Here is a 14,846-nt window from a genome sequence, read left to right as displayed (position 1 = left end):
GAGAAGTCCCGGATGTGCAGCTCCTGGATCTGCGCGTCCCGCAGCGGCACCGCCTTCGGCTTCGCACGGTACTGCCGTCCCCGCCGTCGGCGAGAGCCCACCGCCCGGCCACGGCTACGGCTCGCTGAGCAACCTGGTCACCGAACTGACCGCGGTCGTCTGGGACGAGGGCGCCGGCCGCTACGTCCTGCGGACCGTCGGCCGGGCGGAACCCGACTGCGACGCGCTCCTCACCCACCTGGGCCGTTCGCTCGTCACCGAGGCCGTCCTGCGCGTGGGCGCCGACCAGAACCTGCGCTGCCAGTCCTTCCTGGACATCCCGGCCACCGAACTGTTCGCCGCCCCGGGCACCGCGGCCGGGAAGCGGACCCTGGCCGGCTTCGTGGACCAGACCGGCCGCGTGGAGGCGATCTGGTTCGCCTTCACCGACAAGCCCTGGCTGAAGGTCTGGAGCGTCGCTCCGCGACAGCCCCTGGGCTCCCGTGCGGTCGACGAGCCGTACAACTACCCCTTCTCCGACTCCCTCCCCGAGCCGGTGGCCCGGCTGGCCGGATCCCTGGTGTCAGGGGCCTGGGCGAGCGCGCCGCTCTTCGGCCAGGTGCAGTACCTGCTGGCCAAGGTGGCGCTGACCGGCGACATCACCGACGTCCTGCTGTCCGACGGCCTCGTGCGGGACGTGCTGACCGGTGATGTCCTCACTCATCTGCTGGCCGGCGGGCTGCGGTCGCACCTGTGGGGCGCCTCCCGCAACCTGCTGGAGTACATACGGCCCACCACGCTGCGCGAGACGGCCAACGGCTACGCCGTGCTCGTCCGGCGCGCCGATCTGCAATGGGTGGTCAGCCGGTTCGCCGACTTCTACCGCACGCTGCTCGCCGAGTACGCGGCGCGCGGCGAGTACCCGGTCAACGGCCAGGTGGAGATCCGCGTGACCGGCCTGGAGGACCCTTCCGTGTGCGGCGTACCCGGCGCGCGGCCACCCCTGCTGTCCGCCCTGCGGCCGCGCCCCGACCGGCCGGACACCGACACCGCCGTGTGGATCGACATCCTCTCCCTGCCGACCACGCCCGCGCTGCACCGCTTCTACCGGGAGGTCGAGCAATTCTTGTTCGCGCTGGACGGCGACAGGGCGACGGTCCGGGCGGAGTGGTCCAAGGGCTGGGCCTACACCGACACCGCCGCGTGGTCCGACCCGGAGGTCCTCGCCCGCACCGTCCCCGCCAGTCTGCGCGCCGGGGGCGGCCCGGGCTGGGACGAGGCCGTCACGGTCCTGGAGCGGCTCGACCCCCACCACGTGGTGTCCAGCCCCTTCCTCGACACCCTGCTGCGCTGATCCGGCGAACGTGCCGGCCCGACGGACGCGGGTACGCTCCGCTCGGCGAGACCGCGTCCGACCCCCGGCACGGCGGGCCGACTCCCCCTCCAAGCGGCCGGGGCGGTTCCCCGGGGAGCTGGCCGGCCCGGACATGCACCGTCCTCCTGGCGGAGTCGCGATCCGACCGCTGGGGGCGCGGTGGCCGAGCCCGTCCGTGTGCGCAGACTGACCGACCAGGAGGGTCAGAGGCTGCGGCAGATCGTGCGCCGGGGCAGCACCAACTCGGTTCGCTACCGGCGGGCGATGATGCTGCCGGCCTCGGCCGGCGGGAACCGAGCGCCGGTGATTGCCCGGCTGGTGCAGGCCGACGAGGACACCGTCAGGGATGTGATCCACGCGTTCAACGAGAAGGGCCTGGCCTGCCTGGACTCTCAGTGGGGCGGGAGGCCGTCCCCGCCGACTCGGCGATGACGACGAGGACTTCGTCATCGCGACGGCCACTACCCGACCGGTCAAGCTCGGCCGGCCGTTCACCCGCTGGTCGCTGCGCAAGCTGGTCGCCTACCTGCGCACAGTGCACGGCCGGGTGGATCCGCACCGGCCGCGAGGCGTTACGGTGCCTGCTCACCCGCCGCGGTGTCACCTTCCAGCGCACCAAGACCTGGAAGGAGGGAAGGAGTCCCCGGACCCCGAACGGGCGGCGAAGCGGGACCGTATCGAGCACGTTCTGGACCGCTTCCCGGACCGGGTGTTCGCCTTCCGCGAGTGCGGCCCACTCGGGATCCGGCCCACCGCGGGCGCGGGCCGGGCCGAACAACGGCGTCCCGACCGGCTGCCGGCCACCTACCACCGCGCCTGCGGAGTCCGGTACTTCCACGGCTGCTACTCGGTGGGCGACGACCGGCTGTGGGACGTGAACCGGTGAAAGAAGGGAGCCGTGAACGACGAGATCGGTCCGTGCAGCCCGGCCCGACGGCGCACCGATCTAGGTGATCCTGGACAACCTGTCCTCCCACAAGGGCGTCGGCATCCGTCGCTGGGCGAAGAAACACAAGGCCGAGCTGCGTTTCACCCCGGCCTACGCCTCGTGGGCGAACCCGATCGAAGCGCATTCCGGACCGCTGCGGCAGTGCACGATGGCCAACGCGAACCGCCCCAGCCGCACTGTGCAGACCCGGGCCCTGCACGGCTGCCTCCGCCGGCGCAATGCCCATACCCGCCACCATGACGTCCTGGCCGCCGAACGCGAGGAACGCGCCCGTATCCGCAGCGAGAAGGCATCCGCTGGGGCGGCCGAGCCGCTCTCGCAGCATGATCAGGCGACCTGGCGAACGCTCCAGGTCACTGCACCACCTCCGCAGCGCATCTGTCTGGGCTACTTGACCAGCCGGAAGGCGGGGTGCCCAACCCAGGCCCGCAGGAACTCCGCCGATCCCAGCGCCATCCAGTCGTCGCCCGTGATCCCCAGCACCCCCGGAAGGCCGGCGACGAGCGACGCCTGTCCATCCAGCAGCTCGACATTGGCCACACCCCCGATGACGTCCATGACAGCGGCGGTCAGCAGGGCCGTGGTCACGTGGTCGATCTCGTGATTGCAGCCGGCGCTGACATTGACGGCATGGGTCGGTCTGAAGCCCAGGATGGCCTCCACCTCGGGCTCGTCCGCGTGCTCAGCCTCGAAGGTGCTCTCGTCGCCGACGCCCGGCCCCATCAAGTAGACAAGGAAGGGCCGACGCCGGTCCTCGCGCTGCGGATTGAATCCCACCAGGGCTGCGAGGTCCTCGTCCGCGGAGGTGTTGCCGAGGAGTGGCGGCGGGAACGGCTTTCGCCGGTCCTCCTCTCGCCTGTCCTCGACCCCCAGTCGCTCTGCGGGCACGTTGACGTCGAAGAACCCGGGCCGCCTCTCGTCGAAGTGGGACGAGAGCCCCACCATCAACGCGCGGAACTCCCGCAGCGCGGCCGGGGAGAGCGGCTCCGCCAACTCGATCACCAACGTCGGACCAGACATGCTGGGAGCCTAGTTCCATCGACTCCGCGACCGCTCGTATTGTTCCCACACCGGTTCCAGCCGGTCCGAGCACCGACGCCGCCAACCCGGCGAACCCATGCTGTCAGAGCACTAGCTGGCCACCGGACTCCGGTTGATCGACACCCTCATCGACATCGCCGACGACCCCTCCTCCGACGGATACGCCAGCCAGGTCGCCATCAACGACCCGCTCCCCCACCCCTGGACAAGAGTCCGCGAGATCCCCGTCGACGCCGACAACCGGTTCTCCGGCCACGCCCCACGCAGCGCCTGAACACACACCACGCTCACCCCTGCTTTGCCTGACCGCCCAGCAAGGGCAGGCAAAGCGCGGAACGCGGCTACTGCCCGCTGGGTCAGCCTCGGCTGCCCGACTCCGCAGTCCGGCCCGCTCGGCTCGTCCCGCAAGGCCGGACACACCTGTCGTAAACCGGCAGCGCTTTGACGAAAAGGCCTGCGTCAGGCCCTGGTCCCAAGTCGCGGCAATCGAACCTGGCACCCACTCCCGGCGAGCACACCTGAGCGGGCACCACCGCGCACTCTCTTCCGGTCTCTTCCCGTAGACGGCAACGCGCGAGTGCACTGATCGCGTCTTGGGGCCGGAAGTCGCCTGGCTGATCGCCCTCGAATACCTGGAGCACCGCTTCAGCGCACGTTGCGGCGAACGCGGTGACCTTTCCGGCACGGTCCGCTGTTACCGGCGGCCCAGCTCCACTGGGCCACCGCGACCGCGGACGGATCGGCCGCCGTGGTGTCGGGGAGCGCTGCCGACAGGTGAAGGCCATCGGCGTCGCCGCCGGCCGCGAGACCGCGTCGGTGGAGGCCGGGCAGCATCCGCAGCGCGTCCGGCTCGGTCATACGGGTGCCGAGCGGTCGACACCGGCCGGTGGTCGGCGTCCTCCGCGCCGGACCGTGGCCGCCCCGATGGAGTGCCTTCGCCGGCCGCGGGGAGGACGCAGGGCACAGCCGGTCCGGCGCACGGCTCCGGGAGATGAGCAGGCCGCCACCCGCGGACATGCCGTGTGAGCCCCCGACCGCCGAGCCCCTGGGAAGAGCGGGGCAGACCCCCTCCCCCATGGAGGTGCCACCCGCCAGTACCCGGTTCGGACAGCGATCACCGCTCCGCGCGGCGCCCGCACGAAGAGCGCCCATGCGCGACGGTTCCAGCCACCCGCACCCCGGCCCACGTCGGACGCCTGGCGCGGTCAGGCAGCAGGTACTGCCCTTGCGGCATGAACACCGCATCGAACCCGTGCGGTCGGCGGCACCGGGCCGGCCGGTCCGGAAGGTGAGGGACGAGTGCCGGGCCCCCGCGAGGGCGACCGGGCTCCGGTGCTCGGCCGACGGTCCGCTCGCTCGCGCACGGGCACCGTGGCCGGGCCCGTGTGGGCGCCCGCGTGGACGCGGATGGGCCGATGGGGTGGCTGTGGGCGGTGCCCGGCCAGTCGCCGGTAAGCGGAGCGGGCGGACGGTTCAGATGGGCCGAGCGGCCCGTGTGGCGTACTCACCCGCGCGCGCAGCGAGAGGGGGCGTCTGGAGCGGAGTACGGGAAGCGAGGCAGCGGCGATGGCGGAGTACGGGCAGGAACGACCGGTCGGGAACGAGGTGCCGCCGGAGGGCGGCTCGAGGCCGGACGAGGTGTCCTACACGTCCCTGCTCGATCTGCCGCTCAGCTCCGATCTCGACCGCATCGGCGAGCAGCTGCACGCCCTGGCCCGGGCGCAGAGCACGCTCCAGGAGCTGTTGCAGGCGGTGGTGAACATCACCAGCGAGCTCGAACTGCCCACCGTACTGCGGCGCATCGTACGCACCGCGATGGACCTGGTGGGCGCCCGCTACGGAGCCATGGGCGTACTCGACGCGGAGGGCAGGCTCCTGGACGAGTTCGTCCCGCTGGGACTGAGCGCCAAGGAGCTGGCGGCCCTGCAGGGAGTGGAACTGCCGCGCGGGCGGGGGCTGCTGGGGCATTTGATCCACCATCCGGAGCCGTTGCGGGTCATGGACATCTCCCGCCACCCGGAGTCGGCGGGTTTTCCGCCCGGGCACCCGCCCATGCGCAGCCTGCTCGGTGTCGCCATCAGCGTGCGCGGACGGATCTACGGCAACCTCTACCTCTCCGAGCGCACGGACGGGCGGCCCTTCGACCGGCACGACGAAGGCGTGATCCGGGCACTGGCCGGCACCGCCGGAGTGGCCATCGAGAACGCCCGCCTCTACCAGCAGGTCCGCAACAGCGCCGTACAGTTCCAGCGGATGCTGCTGCCCCGCCTGCCCGACCTGCGGCCCTTCGCGGCCGGGGCGGCCTATCAGCCGGCCGGCGCCCCGGCCGCCGTGGGCGGCGACTGGTACGACGCCCTGCTGCTGCCCGACGGAGCCTGCGCGGCCGTGATCGGCGACGTCGTGGGGCACGACTTGCGGGCCGCGGCCGACATGTCCCAGCTCCGCAACATGCTGCGGGCCCTGTGCTACGACCAAAACCTTCCGCCCAGCACCTGTCTCGCCCGCCTCGACCGCATCATCCACGCCGCCCGGGGTGAGACACCCATCGCCACCGTGCTGCTGGCCCGCCTGGAACCCGCCGACGGCACCTGGCGACTGCGCTGGTCCAGCGCCGGGCACCCGCCGCCGCTCCTGCTGCTGCCCGACGGACGGGTCCGCTACCTGTTCGCCGAACCCGGCGTCCCCCTCGGGGTGGCGGCCGACCTGCCCCGCCCCGACCACTGCCAGGCGGTCCCGGTGGACAGCACCGTCGTCCTCTACACCGACGGCCTGGTGGAAACCCCCGGCCACGCGCTGGACCGGGGGCTGGACGCCCTGGCCGCCACCGCTTCCAGGTTCGCCGTGCGTCCACCGGACGAGCTGTGCCGGGCCCTGCTCGACCACCTGCCCGGCAACGGACACGACGACAAGGCCGTCATCGCCCTGCGCACCCCACCATTGACGGGCTACGCCCGCACCTGAGGCAATGGGCGAAGACCCATCACCCAAGGGATGCGGTCGCCGCCCGTCGGCCGGCGAGCAGGTCGAGGCAGCGTCTGCGCTGTGCCGGGTCGGTGGCGAGTTCGACACCGACATGGGCGAGGGCGATCGCGGCGTCGATCACGGCCCGGTCGGCTCCCGCCGAGTTGCCGTACCGGGCGAACGGTGCGGTGTGGTGGAGGGCGCCCTGTGTGTCGTAGCCGATGGTCGGATGAAGCGCGGGCAGGATGTGGGAGACGTTGCCCATGTCGGTGGAGGCCATGACCTCGCCCCGGCGGTCCACGGGGTCGCGGCCCAGGGATCGGGCCGCGCGGGTGTAGGCGGCGGTGAGGAACTCGTCCTGCCGCAGGTCGGCGAAGTCGGCGCCGTGCGCGGTGAGTTTCAGCTCGGCGCCGGTGGCGAGGGCTGCGGCCTCCAGGCAGGCCCGGACCCGGCGGCGGGCGTGGGCGAGGTCCTCGGTCGTGCGGGCGCGCAGTTCGTAGCGGGCGCGGGCCGTCTCGGGGATGACGTTGACCGCGTGGCCGGCCTCGAAGACGATGTCGTGGACCAGGACCCCGGGGGGCAGTTGCTGGCGCAGCAGCCCGACGGCGGTGTGTGCCAGGGCGATCGCGTCCAGGGCGTTGACGCCTTCCCAGGGCGCGAGCGCGGCATGGGAAGGCTTGCCCGTGTAGGCGACGTCCCAGGCGCCGACGGCCAGGGAGGATGCGCCGACGGAGTCCTCCGGCGCGGCATGGACCATGAAGGCGGCGGCCACATCGTCGAAGACCCCGGCCTCCAGCAGCAGCGCCTTGCCGCCGATGTCCTCTTCGGCGGGCGTGCCGATGAGTTTCACGGTGAGCCCGAGCGCGTCGGCGACGGCGGCGAGGCCGAGGGCGGCGCCGACCGAGGCGGCGCCGTTGACGTTGTGCCCGCAGGCGTGCCCGATGCCCGGCAACGCGTCGTACTCGGCGCACAGGGCCACTACCAGCTCGCCGCTGCCGTGGGTGGCGACGAAGGCCGTAGGCAGGCTGGCCACCCCGCGTGTCACGTCGAAGCCGGCGTTCTCGGCGAGGGAGGTGATCTTGGCTGCCGATTTGTGCTCGCGCATGGCCGTTTCCGGTTCGGCGTGCAGGCTGTGGCTCAGGGCGACGAGGTCCGGCTCGCGGGCGCGTACGGCGTCGGCGGCGATGGTGAGCGCGCGGCCCCCGGTACGCGTGGCGGGGCTGGTCATGCGGTCCTCCCCGCAGGGGTGGTGGCGGCTTCGGGCGCGGCGGCGGTGGACGGGTGGCGGTAGAGGAGGGCGGCTGCGGCTCCGCCGAGCGCCACGGCCGCGCACGCTGCCCACGCCCATTGGTAGCCCGTGCCGGTGACGGCTCCCTGGGTGGTGGTGTGGGCTGACCACAGGGCGCCGATCGTGGCGGCACCGATGGCCGCACCGAGGGAGAGCGCCATCTCGTTGACGCCGACGGACAGCGCGGTCTCGGCCTCGTCGACCACCTCGACCGACAGGGTCCGGGTGGCGGCTTCGAACATGCCGGTGGCCAGGCCGACGATCAGGGCCCCGACCAGGTACCGGGGTACGGAGGAGTGGAAGAGGACCAGGCTGAGGAATCCCGCCGCACCCGCGCACCCGCCGACCGCGAGTACGGCCCGGTCGCCGATCAGACGGGCCAGCCCCGGCGTCAGCGTGGAGCCGAGGAAGCCGACGGCGACCATGGCCAGGGACACCAGGGAGATGGCCTGTGCGCCGAGCCCGAGGCCGAACCCGTCGCCGTCTGGCTGGGTGCCGAGGTAGACCGCGTTGGCGCCGAGGAACCCGATCGCACCGAAGGCGATACAGAAGGTGTGCGCGCTGACCGCCGCCAGCCGGGGATCGCGCAACATGCTCAGGTTGACCAGAGGGTGCGACGAGCGCTGTTCGACCGCCACCCAGGCGGCCAGCAGTACCAACGCCACCGTGCCCGTCAGCAGGGACGACGCCGATGTCCAGCCCCAGCTCTGGCCCTCGGTCAGCACCAGCATCAGCGCACCGAGTCCGCAGGTCAGCAGCAGGGCGGCGGGCAGGTTGAAGCGGCCCGCGCGCGCAGCCGTGCTGGTCGGCAGGGCGATCGCGGCGGCCGCCGCCAGGGCGCCGAAGGGGACCGCGGTCCACAGCCCGGCGAGGGCATGTTCGTCACTGAGCGTTCCGGCCACGGAGCCGCCCGTTCCGATGGACAACAGCAGTGCGCCGACCAGCACCGACATGCCGATCCGGCCGTGTTCGGGGGAGCGTGAGCGCAGGATGCCCGCGAGCAACGGGAAGAAGCCGACCACGGCGCTCTGGAGTACCGTGCCGACCGCGAGGGTGGCGGTGGTGGGCCGTGCCGCGATGAGCAGCGATCCGGCGGCGACCATGGTCACGGCGGCGAGCAGCAGCCGCCGATGCCCCCACATGTCGCCCCAGCGCGACAGCAACGGCGTCAGCACGGTGAAGGCGATCTGCGACAGCAGGTACAGGTTGTTCTGGCCCACGCCGCCGATGCCGACGTGGGCACCGACGACTGGCAGCAGCGGGGTGAGATACCCCTGGACGACACCGCTGCAGACCACGATCACGATCATCACGGCGATCAGTCCCCGGCCCCGGCTGATGGCGTTCGTCACGGCCTCGCCCTTTCCTTGGCTGGAATGCGACTGGTGGCTAGAGTGCGACCGCGGAACGAACCGGGCGGGAAAAAGTGGAGAATCGGCGGCGAGCGAGGTCATGGTGTCGGATTCGGTCACGGTGAGCGAGCTGGATCTCGCCCTCGTGCACGCCCTCCAAGTTCGGCCCCGGGCTGCGTGGACGGATCTGGCCCCTTTGCTCGGCGCGACCGCGGTGACCCTGGCCCGCCGCTGGGAGCGGCTCGCCAGGGAGGGACTGGCCTGGGTGTCGGCGGTGCCCGGACCGGCGTTCTCCTCCAGCGGCTGCACCGCCTTCGTCTTCCTTCGCTGCGCTCCGTCGGCCCGGGAGCGACTGGCCACGCGCATCGCGGAACTGCCGGAGGCGGTGACGGTCGAACTGCTCGCCCCGGGGCGCGCCGACCTCATGCTGGACGTGCTGGCACCCGACCTCACGAGCGTGCAGAGCTTCGTGGACGAGGAACTGGCAGCCCTGCCCGATGTCCTCGACCTCGAATGCGTCTTCGCCACCTCGCTGTACGCAGAGGGCTCCCGATGGCGGCTCGGGTCGCTCGACGCGGCCCAGCTCTCCGTGCTCCGCCGGGCCGGCACTCCGGACCGGCCGGGCAGGCCCCTCGACCTGAACACCCTCGACCGCGAGCTGCTTGACGCGCTGGTGGCGGACGGACGGATGCGGCTGACGGAGCTGGCCGACCTCACCGGTACCAGCGCCGCCACCGTGCGCAGACGCCTGAAGCGCCTCACCGCCGGTGGCATCGCGGGGTTTCGCTGCGACGTGGCTCCGGCGGTCTCGGGGCTGCCCGTGTCCGTCACCTTCCGCGGCCACGCCCCGGCCGGCGACGTCAACCGCCTGCACCGCACCCTCGCGACCCTGCCCGAGTGCCGGCTGCTGGCCGCTGTCACCGGAGGTGCCAACGTGCTCGCCACCTACTGGCTCCGCGACATCGGCTCGGTGCAACAGCGCGAGACGGCGGCCTGCTCCCAACTGCCCGCCCTCCGCATCACCGAGCGCGCCCTCGGCACCCGCACTGTGAAACGGATGGGGCACCTGCTGGACGGCGCCGGGCGACGCACCGGCGTCCGGCCGATCCGGCCCTGGTGAGACGGCCGAAATCGCCTCCGGAGCGTCGGGCCGTCCTGCCGCGTCGCGCCGAGGTGACGCCGCCGATCGGACGGGTCAGCTCCCGCGCGGCCTGCGCGACGTGGCCCGCGACCTGTCACGTTCCGCCAGATCGAGCTGGTCGTCGGGGAAGGTGACAGCTTGATCTGACTCGCCACGGTCAGTCCTGACGGGCGTCCGGGTCCAGCCCTTGTTCCTCGGCGTGACCTGCGCTGTTCGCCATCGTGGTCCGTCTCCGTTTCGTGGTGGCACCGTGCCCGCGGTGGTGCGTGCGGAGGGTCAGTGGCGGGGGGCTGCGGTCGTCGGCGGCAGCACCTCGTCCGCGCTACGCGGCTCACGTCGTTCTTGCTGGTTGAGCTTGTGTCGTTGGATGGAGGATTGCCGGTAGACCTCTTTGCGGGCCCGCATGATGTTGCCGAGGGGGGCGTGCTCGGCGGTGACCCTCCAGGGCGTGAAGGACAGCGAGTCCATCTTCGCCAGGTTCTCCGGGCCGGAGATGTCCTGCTGCGGGAGCCGCAGTCTGGCCACGGTGACGGACGGCGACAGCTTCTCGGGCCACTCCACGGTGGTGTCCTCCACCGGCATCCGTTGCAGGTCCGTGCAGAGCTGGACCTGGATGTCGAAGGCGTAGGACCGCTCCTGCAACTCGGCCTGGAGGGCAGGCCGGAAGACCTCCTGTGCGGAGGACGGGTCGACTGTGCGCCGGACCACCCGGGCGGCACGGTCCGGGTCCGGGGTGATGCGCACCTTGGCGATGTAGTCGCCGTGTCTGACCGCGCCCATGGTCCAGTAGCTCGACAGCAGCAGGTTCGCCGGCGGGGTCTTCGACAGGCGGAGGAAGGCCAGGAACTCGTCCCATGCCCAGTTGTCCCGGTCCAGGGTGCCCTTTCCGGTCACGAACTCGGTGAAGAAGCGATGTGCGCCGGGTCGGCCCTGGGAGAAGTAGGCCGACGCGTTCAGGAACAGGTCCTGGATGAAGAGGTAGTGCTCGATGGTGTTGCAGAAGAAGACCGGTCCGTTGATGTTGGCGTAGTCGAAGGTGCCCGAGTCCGGCTCGTCCTCCAGCAGGGTCGGACCGGGGACGTCGAACATCTTCAGCGCCAGCCCGGTGGCGGCGCCCAGTCGCGCGTCGGCCCCGGCGTGGGGCGATCCGTTGGAGAAACGGATGAGCGCATCGTGGGTTCCCGGCGTCGCGTAGATGCCCTGGGCGTACTCCGGGAGCAGCCCGTCGAGGATCTCCACCTCTCCACGGACCAGTCCGTAGCCTTTGGCGTGGGCGTCGCGCAGGGCCTGTCCGGTGCCGCCGGCCTGGACGGATTCGGCGATGTAGTTCTCGGTCTTCTCGATCACCGTCCGCACGTGCTTGTCGAAGTCCGGATCCTGTGTCTCGACGTCAGGCGTGTAGGGGACGAACTGTGCTGCCATGACTCGGCCTCTCCTCCGGGAGCGCGTGCGGACCTCAGCGGCGGGCGTCCTCTGCGTCGTCCAGCTCGGCGAGCCAGCGCAGGGCGCGCAGACCCGGCACAAAGCAGTACTCACCGCCGCGGGTGACCACGAAGCTGGGCAGGTTCCGCAGGCGGCGCCGGATCGGCTTGCCGGGGATGGTGACACTGCCCGTTCCGTCGTGATGGCCGGCCACCGGGTCCTGCTCGCCGGGGTAGCCGATGAAGTTGCCGTCGTTGACCCATTCCGACTTGATGAACTCGAACTGTCGTTCGAGATGTGCGCCGATGAAGACTCCCACCAGGCCCCGGTCGGCGCCGTCGTCCTCCAGCACGCCCTCGGGCAGCGGCGGACCGTAGGTGGTGCCGCGGCGGATGATCCGGTGCATCCGTGCGTCACCGATGATGGTGGCGTCGCGGGGGTTGTTCCGTCGGATGTGTGCGCCGGCGGGGCATCGCAGGCCGCGATCGTCGTTCTCCCGGTACAGGAAGTTGTTGACGCGCTGCGGATCCGCGGCCAGCTCCGGGTCGTCGTGCTCCGGCGCCAGCGCCAGCGGCGCACCGCTCGGCCAGCGTCCGACCATTTTCGCCGCCAGGAGTGCCTCCTCCTCGGCGCTGGAGCTGTTGGCGCGCAGGTACCGGCGCCAGGCCGCTACATTGGTGTGGATCTTGCGTACGGCCACGTAGGTTCCGTTGCGCCCCAGCACATCGGGGCTGGGCATGGGCGGCCGGCTGCCGGTTTCGTCCGGATAGCCGAGGATGAACTCGCCGGGCTTGATGGGGGCTTCCTGCGGATTGGAGCCGGGCAGCCCGACACCTTCGATGTTCGGATGGCTGATGCCGTCCCGGAAGCCGAAGGTGGTGCGTCCGGTCGGAAGCTGGTGGACGTCCTGTTCCCAGATCACCTGGACACCGGGGGTTTCCCGGTAGGCGACCTGGGCCCGGCCCAGTTCCCGGTCGAGTTGCGCCGCGTCCGAGGCGAGGGCGCTCAACGCGATGTGGACGTCGCCCGTCCCGAACGGCTTCTCCCAATGATCCGGGGCGTTCTCACCGAGATCACCGATCAGCTCCGCACGAGCGGCCATGCCCTCACGGAACGCCCGCGGAAAGCTGTCCAGAGACTCCTGGGGCACCCCGAGGGCCCTCAGCCCCTGGTAGGTGAACGCCACGGCCACCCAGGCGTCCAGGCTCCGGTCCGCGCTCGGCAGGCCACCCGAGGTCAGCGGGAGCAACCGCCGCAGCAGGGCACGCCCGGCGTGGCGGTCGTCGACGCGCAGGAAGACGAACTTTCCCTCGTACGGGACGGGCCGCGGGCGCAGTGCCCCACTCTGGACGTCCTCGATCTCGACGCGTACCCCGGCCGCGCTGCCGCTGTCTGCCGTACTCATGATCGTCTAGGCCTTCCGCATGCGTTCTCGTCCAGACAGCCCCCGGAGATGGTTCGCGCCCACCTACGCCGTTCACCGAAGGGGCACAGCTCTGCGGGGCAGCTGTGCCCGGTTTCTAGGCCGAGGCTTCTTCCAGAAGCTTCTGGAAGGCAGTCGTGTTCACCAAGTCGGCGTTGGCCGGGTTCTCCAACGCCGCGCGGAACTCGGCGGTGTCCAGCACCTCTTCGAACGCCTCCTCCACGCGGTGGTCCTTGTAGATCTGCTGAACGGTCAGGTCGGGATAGGCACTGACGAAGACACCTGCGGGCGCCTGATGAGCCACGAACCAGTCCTTCACCCCGGGGTCCTTGACACCGGGGAACCCCACGCTGTGCGAGAAGACCCTGTCGAAGCGCTCCCCGACCACCGTCTTGGCGAAGTCGTCGATGTACGCGTCCCACGAGCCGTCGAAGACGCTGGCGAACATGAACCGGGTGTCGTTGTCGAAGATCACGTGCCGAGCGTCATGCAGGGTGCCGATCTGGCGCACCGCCGCGTGGACCCTCTCGTCATCCGCCGCGTCGGCCATTGCGGCGAGATCCTTCCGCAACGCGTCCGCGTGGCCGGGCTTGATCTCCGTGAACACGGTGAACTCGCTGCAGACCCCGTCCGACCTGCCCGGACGCTCGGGGTGAGCCGACTGATTCGCTTGTGCCGTTGCAGTCATCGTGAAACTCCCCTGCCACGGATCGGGTGAAGGTCACCAAGCACCCGGACCCGGGGCACCATCGCCCTCACCAGTCCATGCTCACCAGGGAAGCGCGGCCTCGCATCTCGGCCGCTGAGGAACGCGGCGCGAGTGGGGGCCTGCGACGACAGATCGAGCCGGGCGCAGGAAGATGAAACCAGGCCGTGCGTGCTGAGCACGAGCACGGGGTTGCCACCATCTCGGTCCGCCGTTCCAACGCGGCCGTAAAGCCATGGCGCGACCTTTCACACAAGCGCCCCTCACGCCCGGGCCGACCACCGAAGCACTCGCCTTCCCCCCAGACCATTGCTCAACGAGATCGCCACCTGACCCCAGCTGGAGGCAGCCATGGGCGCAGTTCTCGGTGACGTGCTGGGTTTCGCGGCCGGTGTCGCGATCAGCCCGCTTCCGGTCATCGCCGTCATCCTCATCCTCGCCACGCCCCGAGGACGTCTCAACGGAGTCCTCTTCACCGTCGGCTGGATCCTCGGACTCGCGGCACTGGGCGCCGTGATGCTGGCTGTCGCGTCCCCGGCGGGAGCCTCCGCCCACAAGCACCCAGCCACCTGGGTGGGAGCCCTCAAGCTCGCTCTCGGCCTGCTCCTCCTCTTCTTCGGCGCCCGGCAGTGGCGGCGGCGGCCAAAGGACCCCTCGCAGGCGAAGCTGCCGAAGTGGATGGGCGCGATCGACCGCCTCACACCGGTCGAGATCTTCGGACTCGGAAGCGCCCTGGCCGCCCTCAACGCCAAGAACGCCCCGCTGACCATCGCCGCGGGCGCCGCGATCGGCGCGGCCGGACTGCCGGTGGGACAGCAGATCGCATCACTGGCGATCTTCGTCGTGATCGCCACGCTCGGCCTGCTGATCCCGCTCGGCGTCTTCCTCCTCGGAGGAGAGCGGGCCAGGACCACACTCGGCAACTGGAAAGACCGGGCAGCTCAACACAATGTCGCCGTGATGGCCGTTCTGTTCTTCGTTCTCGGACTGAAGCTGCTCGGAGACGGCATCGCCATCCTCACCTCCTGACGGAGTCAAGAGAGCCCTCTGACCCCACCAGATGATCTTGACCACGACCTGATCGCAAGCCGAAACCCGGCGAGGCCGGGGAGAAACGTCGGTAGCAGAGTCGGACAAGGGGTGTAGCGGAGCCGGACAGCCCCCTTGACGTGATACCGAGCCGGATCGACACTCCAGGGAGGGAATCCT

At 70.9% G+C, this 14,846-nt stretch carries 12 protein-coding genes and 1 pseudogene; 6 read left to right on the top strand and 7 right to left on the bottom strand.

Annotated elements, in window-relative coordinates; translation table 11 throughout:
• Nucleotides 1-1,333, top strand: a 1,333-nt coding sequence (locus H5J33_RS08160) for a cholesterol oxidase substrate-binding domain-containing protein (protein ID WP_181794212.1), incomplete at its 5' end; no start/stop codon positions are given.
• Between the two features lie 180 nt (nucleotides 1,334-1,513).
• Nucleotides 1,514-2,630: pseudogene (locus tag H5J33_RS08155) on the top strand (IS630 family transposase).
• A gap of 60 nt (nucleotides 2,631-2,690) precedes the next feature.
• On the opposite strand, the gene H5J33_RS08150 reads toward H5J33_RS08155, so the two are convergent.
• Complete coding sequence (locus tag H5J33_RS08150) at nucleotides 2,691-3,323, bottom strand: DUF6368 family protein (protein ID WP_181794211.1); 633 nt, start codon at nucleotides 3,321-3,323, stop codon at nucleotides 2,691-2,693.
• 133 nt (nucleotides 3,324-3,456) lie between these two features.
• On the opposite strand from H5J33_RS08150, the gene H5J33_RS08145 reads away from it, so the two are divergent.
• The gene (locus H5J33_RS08145; protein WP_181794210.1) at nucleotides 3,457-3,618 is read left to right on the top strand and encodes a hypothetical protein; all 162 of its coding nucleotides are present in this window, start codon (nucleotides 3,457-3,459) and stop codon (nucleotides 3,616-3,618) included.
• Nucleotides 3,619-3,989: 371 nt separating this feature from the next.
• On the opposite strand, the gene H5J33_RS08140 is transcribed toward H5J33_RS08145, so the two are convergent.
• Complete coding sequence (locus H5J33_RS08140) at nucleotides 3,990-4,202, bottom strand: hypothetical protein (protein ID WP_181794209.1); 213 nt, start codon at nucleotides 4,200-4,202, stop codon at nucleotides 3,990-3,992.
• A gap of 708 nt (nucleotides 4,203-4,910) precedes the next feature.
• Between H5J33_RS08140 and H5J33_RS08135 the strand changes: the two genes are divergently transcribed.
• Complete coding sequence (locus H5J33_RS08135) at nucleotides 4,911-6,305, top strand: PP2C family protein-serine/threonine phosphatase (RefSeq protein WP_181794208.1); 1,395 nt, start codon at nucleotides 4,911-4,913, stop codon at nucleotides 6,303-6,305.
• 19 nt (nucleotides 6,306-6,324) lie between these two features.
• Here H5J33_RS08135 and H5J33_RS08130 read toward each other — a convergent pair whose 3' ends face one another.
• Together H5J33_RS08130 and H5J33_RS08125 are read right to left on the bottom strand one after the other, a co-directional pair.
• On the bottom strand, nucleotides 6,325-7,533 hold the full coding sequence (locus H5J33_RS08130; protein WP_181794207.1) for an amidohydrolase: 1,209 nt from the start codon (nucleotides 7,531-7,533) through the stop codon (nucleotides 6,325-6,327).
• Nucleotides 7,530-8,945, bottom strand: a complete 1,416-nt coding sequence (locus H5J33_RS08125) for an MFS transporter (protein WP_181794206.1) — start codon at nucleotides 8,943-8,945, stop codon at nucleotides 7,530-7,532. The genes H5J33_RS08130 and H5J33_RS08125 overlap by 4 nt, the downstream gene beginning before the upstream one ends.
• 121 nt (nucleotides 8,946-9,066) lie before the next feature.
• Here H5J33_RS08125 and H5J33_RS08120 point away from each other — a divergent pair, with 121 nt between their 5' ends.
• On the top strand, nucleotides 9,067-10,065 hold the full coding sequence (locus H5J33_RS08120) for an Lrp/AsnC family transcriptional regulator (RefSeq protein ID WP_181794205.1): 999 nt from the start codon (nucleotides 9,067-9,069) through the stop codon (nucleotides 10,063-10,065).
• 297 nt (nucleotides 10,066-10,362) lie between these two features.
• Here H5J33_RS08120 and H5J33_RS08115 read toward each other — a convergent pair whose 3' ends face one another.
• The 3 genes from H5J33_RS08115 to H5J33_RS08105 form a co-directional block, all read right to left on the bottom strand.
• Nucleotides 10,363-11,508 carry a catalase family protein gene (locus tag H5J33_RS08115; RefSeq protein WP_181794204.1) on the bottom strand — a complete coding sequence of 382 codons (1,146 nt, stop codon included), beginning with the start codon at nucleotides 11,506-11,508 and terminating at the stop codon, nucleotides 10,363-10,365.
• Between the two features lie 34 nt (nucleotides 11,509-11,542).
• Nucleotides 11,543-12,913, bottom strand: a complete 1,371-nt coding sequence (locus H5J33_RS08110; RefSeq protein WP_181794203.1) for a Dyp-type peroxidase — start codon at nucleotides 12,911-12,913, stop codon at nucleotides 11,543-11,545.
• 115 nt (nucleotides 12,914-13,028) lie between these two features.
• Complete coding sequence (locus H5J33_RS08105) at nucleotides 13,029-13,538, bottom strand: hypothetical protein (protein WP_181794202.1); 510 nt, start codon at nucleotides 13,536-13,538, stop codon at nucleotides 13,029-13,031.
• Nucleotides 13,539-13,988: 450 nt separating this feature from the next.
• Here H5J33_RS08105 and H5J33_RS08100 point away from each other — a divergent pair, with 450 nt between their 5' ends.
• Complete coding sequence (locus H5J33_RS08100; RefSeq protein ID WP_181794201.1) at nucleotides 13,989-14,666, top strand: GAP family protein; 678 nt, start codon at nucleotides 13,989-13,991, stop codon at nucleotides 14,664-14,666.
• The last annotated feature ends 180 nt before the right edge of the window (nucleotides 14,667-14,846 follow it).

Source organism: Streptomyces sp. WELS2 (assembly GCF_013870595.1).
Classification (GTDB): domain Bacteria; phylum Actinomycetota; class Actinomycetes; order Streptomycetales; family Streptomycetaceae; genus Streptomyces.
Note: the sequence above shows the minus strand (reverse complement) of the source record. Positions and strands in the feature narration are given on the sequence as shown.